Annotated in this window: 12 protein-coding genes; 8 read left to right on the top strand and 4 right to left on the bottom strand. The window is 66.9% G+C overall.

Annotated elements, in window-relative coordinates; genetic code table 11:
- Nucleotide 1: 1 nt before the first annotated feature.
- Together ACODRX_RS14865 and ACODRX_RS14860 are read right to left on the bottom strand one after the other, a co-directional pair.
- Nucleotides 2-1,489: an ATP-binding protein gene (locus tag ACODRX_RS14865; RefSeq protein WP_488872295.1), complete on the bottom strand. Its 1,488-nt coding sequence runs from the start codon at nucleotides 1,487-1,489 to the stop codon at nucleotides 2-4.
- 116 nt (nucleotides 1,490-1,605) lie between these two features.
- Nucleotides 1,606-1,875, bottom strand: a complete 270-nt coding sequence (locus tag ACODRX_RS14860) for a hypothetical protein (protein WP_488872294.1) — start codon at nucleotides 1,873-1,875, stop codon at nucleotides 1,606-1,608.
- Between the two features lie 222 nt (nucleotides 1,876-2,097).
- Between ACODRX_RS14860 and lgt the strand changes: the two genes are divergently transcribed.
- The 4 genes from lgt to ACODRX_RS14840 all read left to right on the top strand — a co-directional run bounded on the left by lgt (nucleotide 2,098) and on the right by ACODRX_RS14840 (nucleotide 6,761).
- Nucleotides 2,098-2,910 (top strand): prolipoprotein diacylglyceryl transferase, encoded by an 813-nt coding sequence (gene lgt, locus ACODRX_RS14855; protein WP_488872321.1) that lies wholly within the window; start codon nucleotides 2,098-2,100, stop codon nucleotides 2,908-2,910.
- A gap of 269 nt (nucleotides 2,911-3,179) precedes the next feature.
- Nucleotides 3,180-3,863: a GntR family transcriptional regulator gene (locus tag ACODRX_RS14850; RefSeq protein WP_488872293.1), complete on the top strand. Its 684-nt coding sequence runs from the start codon at nucleotides 3,180-3,182 to the stop codon at nucleotides 3,861-3,863.
- Complete coding sequence (locus ACODRX_RS14845; RefSeq protein WP_488872292.1) at nucleotides 3,860-5,317, top strand: malonyl-CoA decarboxylase; 1,458 nt, start codon at nucleotides 3,860-3,862, stop codon at nucleotides 5,315-5,317. Before ACODRX_RS14850 ends, ACODRX_RS14845 begins: the two co-directional genes overlap by 4 nt.
- A 433-nt stretch (nucleotides 5,318-5,750) precedes the next feature.
- Nucleotides 5,751-6,761 (top strand): Bug family tripartite tricarboxylate transporter substrate binding protein, encoded by a 1,011-nt coding sequence (locus ACODRX_RS14840; protein WP_488872291.1) that lies wholly within the window; start codon nucleotides 5,751-5,753, stop codon nucleotides 6,759-6,761.
- A 21-nt stretch (nucleotides 6,762-6,782) separates the two neighbouring features.
- Here ACODRX_RS14840 and ACODRX_RS14835 read toward each other — a convergent pair whose 3' ends face one another.
- Nucleotides 6,783-7,457, bottom strand: a complete 675-nt coding sequence (locus ACODRX_RS14835; protein WP_488872290.1) for a GntR family transcriptional regulator — start codon at nucleotides 7,455-7,457, stop codon at nucleotides 6,783-6,785.
- 88 nt (nucleotides 7,458-7,545) lie between these two features.
- Between ACODRX_RS14835 and ACODRX_RS14830 the strand changes: the two genes are divergently transcribed.
- The 4 genes from ACODRX_RS14830 to ACODRX_RS14815 all read left to right on the top strand — a co-directional run bounded on the left by ACODRX_RS14830 (nucleotide 7,546) and on the right by ACODRX_RS14815 (nucleotide 12,175).
- Nucleotides 7,546-8,295 carry an enoyl-CoA hydratase/isomerase family protein gene (locus tag ACODRX_RS14830; protein WP_488872289.1) on the top strand — a complete coding sequence of 250 codons (750 nt, stop codon included), beginning with the start codon at nucleotides 7,546-7,548 and terminating at the stop codon, nucleotides 8,293-8,295.
- Between the two features lie 57 nt (nucleotides 8,296-8,352).
- On the top strand, nucleotides 8,353-9,327 hold the full coding sequence (locus tag ACODRX_RS14825) for a Bug family tripartite tricarboxylate transporter substrate binding protein (RefSeq protein ID WP_488872288.1): 975 nt from the start codon (nucleotides 8,353-8,355) through the stop codon (nucleotides 9,325-9,327).
- Nucleotides 9,324-10,526, top strand: a complete 1,203-nt coding sequence (locus ACODRX_RS14820; protein ID WP_488872287.1) for a CaiB/BaiF CoA transferase family protein — start codon at nucleotides 9,324-9,326, stop codon at nucleotides 10,524-10,526. The genes ACODRX_RS14825 and ACODRX_RS14820 overlap by 4 nt, the downstream gene beginning before the upstream one ends.
- Before the next feature lie 68 nt (nucleotides 10,527-10,594).
- On the top strand, nucleotides 10,595-12,175 hold the full coding sequence (locus ACODRX_RS14815) for a malonate--CoA ligase (RefSeq protein ID WP_488872286.1): 1,581 nt from the start codon (nucleotides 10,595-10,597) through the stop codon (nucleotides 12,173-12,175).
- A 152-nt stretch (nucleotides 12,176-12,327) separates the two neighbouring features.
- Here ACODRX_RS14815 and ACODRX_RS14810 read toward each other — a convergent pair whose 3' ends face one another.
- Complete coding sequence (locus tag ACODRX_RS14810) at nucleotides 12,328-12,771, bottom strand: universal stress protein (protein ID WP_488872285.1); 444 nt, start codon at nucleotides 12,769-12,771, stop codon at nucleotides 12,328-12,330.
- Nucleotides 12,772-12,811: the final 40 nt, after the last annotated feature.

Below are 12,811 nucleotides of genomic sequence, written 5' to 3'. Positions count from 1 at the left end.
CTCATGGGGTCGGTGTCTGTATGGCCGCCAGTGGCAGCCGGATGCAGATGCGCAGGCCGCCGAGCGGGGAGTGCGCGGCCAGGATGTCGCCGCCGTGTGCCTGCACGATGCTGCGGCAGATCGCAAGCCCCAGCCCGGAGCCGCCGCTGGCGCGGCTGCGCGAGTCGTCGGCGCGGAAGAACCGTTCGAACAGGCGCGGCAGATGCGGATCGGCCACCGCGGGGGCGGTGTCGTCCACGATGATTTCCCACCAGGAGCGTGGCGCGGCGGCGGCAGGCTCGGTCACCAGCCGCGCATGGAGGTCGAGCTGCCCGCCGGCATCGGTATAGCGCAGGCTGTTTTCCAGCACGTTGGCAAATACCTGGTGCAGCTGCTCGGCATTGCCCTGCACCGTGGCCGGCATGATGCGCTGCTCCAGCGCGGCCGCAGGGGGCAGCCCGATATGGCCGCGTTCGTAGCGGGCCCGCATGCCATCGACGCTGTCCATGACCAGGGCGCGGATGTCCAGCTCCTGGGTATGCGGCGGCGATGCGGCGGCACCGGCGCCGTTCGCGTTCAGGCTGGCGCGCAGGTCTTCGACCAGGCGGGTCAGGCGCATGGTCTGGCCATGGAGCCGGTCGGCGGTCTTGTCGTCGAAGCGCCGTATGCCATCTTGCAGCGCCTCGATCTCGGCGCGTATCGCGGCCAGTGGCGTGCGCAACTCGTGGGCCACCTGGCTGAGCCAGTCCATCTGCTGCTCCTGGGCATATTGCAGTTGCTCGGCCATATGGTTGTAGCGCATGGCCAGCTGGGCCAGCTCGTCATTGCCGCGTACCGGGATGCGGTAGCCCAGCTGGCCCGCGGCAAAGGACTGCGCGCCCTGGGAGAGGGCGTCTATGGGCTGCATCCAGCGCCGGCTCAGCCGCCACGACAGCGCCATGGCCGCCAGCAGGCCCAAGGCGCCGGCCGCGAGCAGAAACACCAGGTATTCACGCAGGAAGGCGCTGTCGATCTGGTTTTTCATGACCGGCGGCGGCCGCAGCAGCAGGGTGCCTATCAGCTGGCGCTTGGAATCCAGCAAGGGGTTGCGTGCGCTTCCTGGCGCCATCGGCACACCGGCCACCAGATTACCGTTCTTGTCCAGCAGGCCCAGGCGTTCCTGTATCGGATAGCGGTCGATGGGGTGCAACTGGCCGCCTCCCGGGCCGGCCGCTATCTTCATCGGTTCGGACGGCGCATCGGAAACCCAGCTGCTGCTGCCACTCTTGCCTTCCGAAATGAGGCGCTGCCATCTTTCCGGGGTTATGGATTCCCAGTTTTGCCGCGCGAGATAGTCCTGCCGCAACTGGCTTTCCAGATACTCCAGGCGCCCGAGTTCGATCTGGGCCACATAGGGCCCCAGCCCGCGCAGCAGGCTCCAGTAGGAAAAAACACCAAACCCCAGCAGCAGCCCCAGCAACAGCAGGGTCAGCGCGACAAAGATACGGGTTCGCAGTCGAGGTGAGGGCATGGGCTCCGGGGCAGAGTCGCGCCAGGGCTTGCGCGCGGGCAAGCTCTGGCTGGCGTGGGCGTCAGGTATTCACAGGATTGTGCCAATGCTGGCGGCTGGCTGGATGGTAGCCTTTGTCACGGCCCGGAGCCGATAGGGGGCTTGGGTATCGCAACCAGGGTATTGCCGCGCATCACGCAGATGCCGTCGCCGGGCTGGCCATTTTTCAAGGTGATCTTCACTTCTGCCCCTTCCTTTTTGCCGGTGCAGGTGGCGATGGCCTGCGCCGATGGCGCAGCAGCCTCGGTCGATGCCGCTGTGGCAGCTTGGCTGTGGCCAACCAGCAGCATGGCGGCGCTGACCGCCAGGGTGCCCAGGAATGCGGTGGAATGGATGCTTCGGTGCATGCGGATCCTCCAAAAGATGGTTGTTAAATCGAAGTTGGCATCGCCACCCTCGTGGCAGGGGGCGATGCCGGTTCAGGAGCAAATTCACTGGAGTGTGTTTTCGGTGCCTGAGCCTTCACTGTAGTGATCAATTGAGGAGGAACTTGGGCCTGGCATGTAGCGAATGTTTCTGCATGCCGCACGGCAGGTAAAGCCCATGGAGGCATGGTGAACTCGGGCACAATGCCGGGCATGTTGATGTATCCCCACATTGATCCGGTGGCCGTGAAGATCGGTCCTTTGTCTGTGCACTGGTATGGCCTGACCTATCTGGCGGGCTTTGCGCTGTTCATGCTGCTGGGTGTGCGCCGGCTCAGGCACCAGCCCTTCGCCTCGGTGACCGATCCCGCGCCATGGACGCGCAAGGATGTCGAGGACATCCTGTTCTACGGCGTGCTGGGCGTGATCCTCGGCGGCCGGTTGGGCTACTGCCTGTTCTACAAGCCGGGCTTCTACCTCAGCCATCCGCTGGAAATCTTCGCGGTATGGCAGGGCGGCATGAGCTTTCACGGCGGCCTGCTCGGCGTGATCGCCGCGATGGTGCTGTACGCCCGCTGGCGCCGCCGTCCCTGGCTGCAGGTGGCTGATTTCGTGGCACCCTGCATTCCGCTGGGCCTGGCGGCGGGGCGTGTCGGCAACTTCATCAATGGCGAGCTGTGGGGCCGTTTTGCACCGGTGGACCTGCCCTGGGGAATGGTATTTCCGCAAAGCGGATCGATGCTGCCGCGCCATCCGTCGCAGATCTACCAGTTCCTGATGGAGGGGCTGCTGCTGTTCGTGGTGATGTGGCTGTATGCGCGCAAGCCGCGCGGGCAGGGGCAGGTGGCCGGCGTGTTCCTGATCGGCTATGGCCTGCTGCGCTTCGCGGCCGAGTATTTCCGCGAGCCCGACGATTTTCTGGGCCTGCTGTCGCTGGGCCTGAGCATGGGCCAGTGGCTGTGCGTGCCGATGGTGCTCGCCGGCCTGTACCTGTGGTGGCGCGGGCGGCCAGTCTGAGCGGGCTTGCCCGCCGCGCTTCGAGAGCATGCGACAGGCATGCTCTTTCTTTTTGGGCAGGTGATGGGGCGTGTGATAGGGCGGTGATGCAAGTCGGTAGAAACACCAGCCTTGGAGATCAAATTATTTCCCATAATTATGCGTAGGAATGCAGAATAATCCATTCCTAGCCCAGTGCGAAAGCCAGGCTGGATGCCAGAATCAAGGCCAGGGTAGAGTCCCAGGTGGTGGCGAATGCCGGGGGCCGGTCCGCCTTGGTGCCGATTGCGATGCAAGGAGTTGCGGTGACAGCGTCCATACAGCCATTGCACAACGAAGCCGCCGCGCAGCTGCGCGAGCTGATCTTCGGCGGCGGCCTGCGTCCGGGGCAGTTTCTTGACGAGAAGGCGCTGTGCGACCGGCTGTGCGTGTCGCGCACGCCGCTGCGCGAGGCCTTGAAGATCCTGGTGGCCGAGGGGCTGCTGCGCCACGAGCCGCGGCGCGGCTGCTTTGTCGAGGAGGTCACCGAGCGCGACCTGGACGAGATCTTTCCGGTGATCGCGCTGCTGGAGGGGCGGGCGGCCCATGAGGCCGCCAGCAAGATGACGGCCGCCGACCAGGTCGTGCTGGATGTGATGCACGAGCAGCTCGCGCAGTATGCCGCTGCCGGCGACATCGAGGCCTACTACCGCATGAACCACCAGATCCACGAGGCCTTCATCACCCTGGCCGACAACCGCTGGCTGGCCCAGACCATCGCCGATCTGCGCCGCATCCTGCGGCTGGCGCGCCAGCAGCAGCTCAGCGAGCCGGGCCGGCTGCTGCACAGCCTGCGCGAACACCAGGAGATCTACGCCGCCATGTGCGCGGGCAGCCCCGAGGCTGCCGAAGCCGCCATGCGCAACCACTTGCTGCAGCAGCGCCGCGCCCTGCAGCGCATGACTTCGTTGACCTTGTCGAGGATAGCCCGATGACTGAAACCACCTCCCCCACCGCATCCTGGCTGGAGCGCAGCTCCGCGCTGCTGCGCTCCGTGGGCATCAACACCGAGCGTGGCGGTGCGAAGAAGGCCGCGGCCGAACCTGAACGGGCGACCGGCGAGCGGCTCAAGGCCACGCTGCGCCGCGGCGCCGAGGCCTTGTCGCCGCGCGAGCTGCGCCGCCTGCTGGCCGAGATGCAGGCGGCCAGCGCCGGCGAGCTCAGCGATGTGGAGGGTGGCCGGCTGGCCGAGCAGCTGATGCAGTGGTATGCGGCCGCCAAAGCGCCCGAGCGCAAGGATTTCTGGCTGCTGATGTGCGAGCAGTTCGTGCCCGACGTGGAGCAGATCCGCGCGGCGCGGCAGAAATACGAGCAGGCGCTGGGCACCGCCGAGGCCGGCGCCGCCGAGCGCCAGCTGCGCCAGACCCTGGCCACGCCGCGCACCCGGCTGCTGCAGCGCTTTGCGGTGCCGGCGCAGGGCATGCGCTTTCTGCTCGATATGCGTGCCGAGATGCTGCCCCAGCTCAAGGGCGACAAGCGCCTGCTGGCGCTGGATGCCGAGCTGGAGTACCTGTTCTCCAACTGGTTCGACGTGGCCTTCCTCGAACTTAGGCGCCTGTCCTGGGATTCGCCCGCATCGCTGCTCGAAAAGCTCATCAAGTACGAGGCGGTGCACGATATCCGCAGCTGGTCCGACCTGAAGAACCGCCTGGACAGCGACCGCCGCTGCTACGGGTTCTTCCATCCGCGCCTGCCCAACGAGCCGCTGATCTTCGTCGAGGTGGCGCTGGTGGACAAGATGTCCGACAGCATCACGCCGCTGCTGGACGAATCGGCCGCCGATGCCGACCTGGCGCGCGCCACCACGGCCATTTTCTACTCGATCAGCAACACCCAGGTGGGGCTGCGCGGCGTGAGCTTCGGCGACTCGCTGATCAAGCATGTGGTCGACACGCTGCTGCAGGACTTTCCCAAGCTGCGCCAGTTCGCCACGCTGTCGCCGATTCCGGGCTTTCGCAGCTGGCTGGGCAAGAACGCGGCCAGCGTGTGGGAGGGCATGGACAAGCGGCGCAAGGAAGAGCTGTCCAAGGCGCTGGGCCAGCCCGAGGCCGGCGCGGCCGACTGGCTGGCCGCGGCCGAGTCGGCGCTGTCGCTGCAGGTCGACGAGCCGGCCAGCCGCGCGCTGCTGCATGCGGCGGCGCTGTACCTGGGGCGGGGCCTCGATAGCGGCCGGCCGCTGGATGCGGTGGCGCGCTTTCACCTGGGCAACGGCGCCCGGGTGGAGCGACTGAACTGGGCCGGCGACCCGTCCGCCAAGGGCATGAAGCAGTCGTTCGGGCTGATGGTGAACTACCTCTACGACCTCAAGCGCCTGGACCGCCACCGCGCACAGCTGGCGCAGGGCAAGATCCCCGTATCATCGGCGGTCGAGGCGCTGCTCAAACCGTGAGTAATAAAAATGGCTCCCCACGCTCCCCACTGCGTTGGGTCGCTACCCCTCCGAGAGGGGGGCTTTTTATCTTGGGGCGGCCCGGCGATAAAAAATGGCACCCCACGCTCCCCACTGCGTTGGGTCGCTGCCACTCCGAGAGGGGGCGCTTTTTATCTTGGGGCGGCCCGGCGATAAAAAATGGCACCCCACGCTTCCCACTGCGTTGGGTCGCTGCCCCTCCGAGAGGGGGGCTTTTTATCTTGGGGCGGCCCGGCGATAAAAAAGAGAGCAGTTGGCGCTTGCCGTGCATTGATTTCAATGTGAAAAGTAATTGAAATCATTGATGGGTGAGCGCAGGGTGCTCACTTTTTAAAAAGAGGCTGATCGAGGCATATCCCTGCCGGCGCCGCATGCATGAGCGGCTCGGCGCATCACAACCAAGGAGACAAGCATGCACCCATCCGCTATGCCGCAGCGCGGCCGCAGGCATTTTCTCACCCGGGCCGCCGCCGGGGCCGGACTGGCGCTGGCAGGGCCCTGGGCCCAGGCCGAGAGCGCCAGGGAATGGCCCAGCAAACCGGTGACCTGGGTCGTGCCCTTTCCCGCGGGCGGCGGCACCGATGCGTTCGCCCGGCCGCTGTCCTCGCAGTTCGCCAAGACCGCCGGCAAGACCCTGGTCATCGACAACAAGGGCGGCGCAGGCGGCACGCTGGGCGCGAGCTATGCGGCCCGCCAGCCGGCCGACGGCTACCACTTCTTCATGGGCGGCGCGCACCATGTGATCGCGCCCTCGGTCTACCCCAAGCTGGACTACGACATCGAGAAAGACCTGGTGCCGCTGGCGCTGCTGGCCAATGTGCCGCAGGTGATCGTGGTCAACCCCAGAAAGACCAAGGCCGCCAGCTACCAGGAGCTGCTGGCGCAGATCCGCGCCAACCCCGGCAAGCTCACCTACGCTTCGGCCGGCACCGGCAGCAGCCACCACCTCGCGGGCGAGCTGTTCAAGATCCAGACCAAGACCGACATCCTGCACGTGCCCTACAAGGGCGCCGGGCCGGCGCTGCAGGCGCTGATCGCGGGCGAGGTGGACATGCTGTTCGACGGCCTGGGCTCGTCCGCCGCGCACATCGCGGCCGGGCGCATCAAGGCGCTGATGGTGGCGGGCGGCCAGCGCAATCCCTCGCTGCCCGAGGTGCCCTGCGCCGCCGAGGTCGGCCTGCCGGACTACAACGTCGCTACCTGGTATGGCCTGTGGGCCATCAAGGGCACGCCGCAGCCGCTGCAAGACCGCATGCTGGAAGAGGTGCGCAAAATGGGCGAAGCACCCGATATCCGCGCGGTCTGGGCCAAGAACGGCGCCGAGTACGGCAACCTGACCCAGCCGCAGTTCACCGCCTTCGTGCACGACGAGGTGCGCCGCTGGGCCCAGGTGGTCAAGGCGGCCAATGTGAAGCTCGAATAGCCCCGGGGGCGCCCTGCGTTCCTATGCCTTGCGCCGGCGCCTGCGCGGCTGCAGTGGTGCCAGCGGCGGCGCGCCCAGCACCATGTCGGCAAACGCCCGCCCGCCTGCGGAGATGTGGTTGCGCATCGCCTCCGCCGCGCCCTCGCTGTCGCCCTGGATGATGGCCTGGACCACGGCCTCGTGCTCGGCCTGCGAGCGCAGCAGCCGCTCGGGCTTCTCGAACATCTTGCCGCGGTAGGGTGCAACCCGCAGCCGGGCCTCGCGCGTTTGCTCGACCAGATAGTCGTTTCCGCATGATTGATATATCAGATCGTGCAGCACCACGTTGCCCCGCTCGTAGCCGCCGGAGTCGGCGCGGGCTGCGCAGCCTGCGGTCTGCTTCAGGGCCTGCTGCAGCAGCGTGACCTGCGGCTCGGTGATGCGGCTGGCGGCCAGCCGCGCAACCACGCCCTCCAGCTCGGCGAGGGCTTCCATCATCGCAATCAGCTCGCGCACCTTGAACTGGCGCACATAGATGCCGGCCCGCGGCACGATGCTGACCATGCCCTTGGCGGACAGCAGCAGCAGCGCTTCGCGCACCGGCGTGCGCGAAGCCTGGAAGCGTTCGCAAAGCTGCTGCTCGTCGATCGGCGCGCCCGGCAGCAGGGCGCCGCTGCGCAAGTCCTGCTCCAGCGCCAGGCGAATCCGGTCCTGCATGCTCTGCAACCCTAGGGTTTTCTCTGTTTGTGGCGAATGCTGATTCATTTTCTAATTATAGATATATCTATTATGAAGAATGATACATATGAAGCCTTCACTGCATCTGCAAGAACCCGTTGCCACCATCACCTTCCAGCGGCCCGGCGTGGCCAACCGCCTGGCGCCGGAAGACCTGCCGGCGATCATCGGGCACATCCAACATGTCAACGGGCTGGATGGCGTGCGCGTCGTGGTGCTGCGTGGCGAGGGCAAGTATTTTTGCAGTGGTTATGATATATCAGAGGTTCAGGGCAGCCAGAAAGAAGGCAGCAGCTTCGGCGAAATGGTGGATGCCATCGAGCAATGCCGCGCAGTGACCATTGCCGCCATCCATGGCGGCGTCTATGGCGGCGCCACCGACATGGCGCTGGCCTGCGATTTCCGCGTCGGCTCAAGCGCGGCCGAGATGTTCATGCCGGCGGCGCGCCTCGGGCTGCATTTCTACCAGGCGGGGCTGGAGCGCTATGTGACTCGCCTGGGCGTGGATACCGCCAAGCGGCTCTTCCTCACCTGCGAGCGCCTCGATGCCGCCGAGATGAAGTCCTGCGGCTTTCTCACGCACCTGGTGGAGCCGGAGGCGTTGGAGGAGACGGTCGCGGCCCTCGCCGACACGCTCAGCGCCATGGCGCCGCTGCCGCTTTTCGGCATGAAGAAACACCTGAACCTGATCGCGCGCGGCCGGCATGACGCCGAGGCGATTGCGCACGATGTCTTGCGCACGGTCCATTCCGAGGACCTGAAGGAGGGCGGGGCAGCCTGGCGCGAAAAGCGCAAGCCGGTATTCAAGGGGCGCTGACGGCGCACCCGCCGCACCCGCCGATTCACCCAAGAGCTACATCAAGGAGACAAGGACATGATCAAGAAGATGGTACTGGCGGCGCTTGCCGCCGCCGCAAGCCTTGCCGCGCTCGCCGACGGCTATCCCTCTCGCCCGATCACGCTGGTCGTCGGCTTTCCGCCGGGTGGCGGCGCGGATGCGGTGGCGCGCATCGTCAGCGAGCGGCTGGCGCGCGAGCTGAAGCAGCCCATCGTGGTCGACAACCGCCCCGGCGCCGGCACCACCATCGCCTCCGAGCTGGTTGCGCGCGCGCCTGCCGATGGCTACACGCTGCTGCTGGGCAGCGCCAACCTCTATGGCTCGGACCAGCTGCTGTACAAGAGCGCGCGCTACGACGGCGTGAAAAGCTTCACCCCGATCGCGCGCTGGACGAATTCACCGATGCTGCTGGCGGTGAAGAAGGACTTTCCGGAAAACACGGTGCCGGGCCTGATCGCGCAGGCACGCAAGCATCCGGGCAAGCTGAGCTACTCGTCCTCGGGCACCGGCGTGGTCACCCACCTGGCCGGCGCCTCGTTCTCGCACGCCGCCGGCATCGACATGCTGCACGTGCCGTTCAAGGGCGGCGCGCCTTCTATCCAGGCGGTCGGCGCGGGCGACGTGGACATGACCTTCGGCACCCCGCCATCCGTGCTGCCCATGGTGCAAAGCGGCAAGCTGCGGCTGCTGGCGGTCACCACCGCCGAGCGCTCGCCGCTGTTTCCCGATCTGCCGGGCATGAAGGAGTCGGGCATCGGCGACTACGACTTCAGCCTCTGGTTCGGCCTCTATGGCCCGGCCGCTCTGCCGGAGCCGGTGAGCCGCCGGCTGTTCGAAGCCAGCGCGCAGGCCTTGAGCGATCCCGATGTGAAGGCCAGGCTCGAAAAGCAGGGCAACCTTGCCTGGCCGTCGGCATCGGCGCAGGCATTCAAGGCCTGGGCGACCAGCGACGGCCAGCGCTACAAGGCCATCACCGAACGCTCGGCCAGCGAGGGAGGGGCAGGCAAATGACGCAGGACAGCAATCAGCCCTTGCCGCTTGCGGGCGTGACCGTGGTCGACCTCACCCGCGTGCTGGCCGGGCCGATGTGCACCCAGATGCTGGGCGACCTGGGGGCGCGGGTGATCAAGGTGGAGCAGCCCGGGGTGGGGGACGACGCGCGCGCCATCGGGCCGTTCATCGACGGCACCTCGGCGTACTTCATGTCGGTGAACCGCAACAAGGAGTCGATCGCGCTGGACCTGAAGGCCGCCGAGGAGCGCAGCATCTTCGAGAGCCTGCTCGCGCGCGCCGACGTGCTGGTCGAGAACTACCGCCCCGGCACCATGGAAAAGCTCGGCTACGGTTGGGACGAGCTGCACCGGCGCTTTCCGCGGCTGATCATGGTCTCCGTCTCGGGCTTCGGGCAGACCGGCCCGTACCGCGAGAAGCCGGCCTACGACATGGTCGTGCAGGCCATGAGCGGCATGATGAGCGTCACCGGCCACGCCCAGGCCGGGCCATGCCGGGTGGGCGTCTCCATCGGCGACCTGGGCGCGGGGCTGTACGCGGTGATCGGCACGCAGTCCGCGTTGATCCGCCGGGCGCGCACCGGCGCCGGCGAGCGCGTGGATGTGTCCATGCTCGACTGCCAGCTGGCGCTGCTGGAAAACCCGATCGCCCGGCTGGGCGCGACCGGCAGCGTGCCGGGGCCGATCGGCTCGCGCCATCCGTCGATGGCGCCGTTCGACGTGTTCTCCGCCAAGGACGGTTGGTTCGTGATCGCCGTCGGCAGCGATACCCAGTTCAAGCGCCTGTGCGAACTGCTGGCCCTGCCGGGGCTGGCGCAGGACGAGCGCTTCGCCACCAATGCACAGCGCTGCGCGCACGAGGCCCAGCTCAAGCCGCTGCTCGAAGCCCGGCTGCGCCGCGAGCCGCGCGCGCACTGGCTGCAGCTGCTGGCGCAAAACGGCATCCCCAATGGCGAGTACCAGACGGTGGCCGAGGTGATGGAGCATCCGCAGGTGGCGCAGCGCGGGATGATCGCGACCGTGCAGGCGCCGGGCGGCCAGGCGCTGCGCGTTGCCGCCAACCCGCTCATGGCCGCGGCAGCCGCCGCTGGCCAGGTGCAGCCGGTGGTACGGCGTAATCCCCCAGTGCTAAACGGCGACCGGGAACGCATACTGCGGGATTTCCTGATCGCCGACACTGGTGCGGCGACACGCGAATAGGCAATAAATCAGTAATATCGCGGACCGAGAAATTCAGCCGTTTCCGAAAAGAGTAGAGAGATATCCGAATGAGCTCCAACAGCAACCTGTTCACCGCGCTGCGCGCCGCCTTCCCCGCCGATCTCGACCAGATCGCCATCGAAACCACCTCGCCCCGGGGCGAGGCGCTGCACTACAGCTGGCGCGACCTGGACCGCGCCAGCAGCCGCATCGCCAACCTGCTGGCTTCGCTGAAGCTGCCAGAGGGCAGCCGCGTCGCGGTGCAGGTGGAGAAATCGGTCGAGGCGCTGGCGCTGTACCTGGCCACGCTGCGCGCGGGCTATGTCTTCCTGCCGCTGAACACCGCCTACCAAAGCGCCGAGATCGAATACTTCGTCGGCAACGCCGAGCCGGCCGTGGTGGTGTGCACGCCCGAGAATTTCGGCTGGGTGTCCAAGATCGCCTTCGCCAGCGGCACGCAGAATGTGTTCACGCTCGGCGACGACCGCAACGGCAGCCTGCTCGAACGCGCGCTGCACTGCAGCGACGAGCACCAGCCGGCGCTGCGCGCGGCCGACGACATCGCCGCCATCCTCTACACCAGCGGCACCACCGGCCGCAGCAAGGGCGCGATGCTCACGCACGGCAACCTGCTGTCCAACGCCGCCATGCTCAAGGAATACTGGGGCTGGAGAAGCCCGCAGCAGGGCGGCGACGTGCTCATCCATGCGCTGCCCATCTTCCATGTGCACGGCCTGTTCGTGGCCATCCACGGCGCGCTCATCAACGGTAGCAAGATGATCTGGTTCGCCAAGTTCGAGCCCAAGGCGGTGATCGCCGCGATGCAGCGCGCCACCGTCTTCATGGGCGTGCCCACGCTCTATGTGCGCATGCTGGCCGAAAAGGCGCTGACCCGGGTGGCCGCCAGCCACATGCGTTTGTTCATCTCGGGCTCGGCGCCGCTGCTGATCGAAACCTTCCGCGAATGGCAGCAGCGCACCGGCCATACCATCCTCGAGCGCTACGGCATGAGCGAGACCATCATGCTCACCTCCAACCCCTACGCCGCCGATGCGCGCTTCGGCGGCCAGGACGAGCGCCGCGGCGGCACCGTGGGCTTTGCGCTGCCGGGCGTTGGCGTGCGCGTGCTGGGCGACGACGGCCAGCCGATGCCGGCCGGCGAGATCGGCAACATTCTGGTGCAGGGCCCGAACGTGTTCCAAGGCTACTGGCGCATGCCCGAGAAGACGGCCGAGGAATTCACCACCGATGCGCACGGCGGCCGCTGGTTCAAGACCGGCGACGTGGGCAAGCTCGACGAGCGCGGCTATGTCACCATCGTCGGCCGCAGCAAGGACCTGATCATCTCCGGCGGCTACAACGTCTACCCGGCCGAGGTCGAGGGCTACATCAACGAGCTGCCCGGCGTGGCCGAAAGCGCGCTGGTGGGTGTGCCGCACCCGGACTTCGGCGAGGTGGGCGTGGCCGTGGTCATCGCCAAGCCCGGCGCCGAGCTCGACGGCGAGCAGATCGTTGCCGCCCTCAAGAGCCAGCTCGCCAACTTCAAGATCCCCAAGCGCTGCTTCGTCGCCACCGAGCTGCCGCGCAACACCATGGGCAAGGTACAGAAGAACCTGCTGCGCGAGCAGCACAAGGGCTTGTTCGCATAGGCGCGGGACAACTCGAAAAAGGGCCTCCACGCTTTTGCCCACCGCGTGTAGCCGCTGCCCCCCAAGGGGGCGCTTTTTTGCCTTGGGGCGGCCCGGCAGCAAAAAAAGACGCCCCTGCGAGAGGGGCATCTTTTTGCCGGAAAAAGCTGGAATCAGCGCAGCACCAGCACCGGAATCTTCGCATGCGTCAGCACATGCTGGGTCTCGCTGCCCAGCAGCAGGCGCTTGAGGCCCCGGTAGCCGTGCGATGCCATCACCACCAGGTCGCAGTGCTCGCGCTCGGCCACCTGCAGGATAGCCTCGGCCACGAAGTCCGACTGCTCCACCACCGGCGTCACCGGCACCTGCTGCTGCGCGCCCTGGGGCACGATCTTGTCCACCACCTTCTGCGACTCGGCGCGCCACTCGGCCTCGATGCGGTGCACCTCGTCGGGGCCCTGGGTCATGCCGCCCTCGTAGTAGCTGCGCGGGTAGTGGGGCGCGATCTTCAGCGCGGTGACCTTGGCGCCGCAGAGCTTGGCCAGCGCCAGGCCGTGCTGCACGGCCCGCTCCGACAGCTCGGAGCCGTCGGTGGCGATGAGGATATGTTGGTACATGGCACTCTCCTTTCTTGCAGTGAACGGGATGCGGGCGCCG

This window comes from Comamonas sp. FG99, from assembly GCF_057808605.1.
This window is presented reverse-complemented; position numbering and strand designations above follow the sequence as displayed.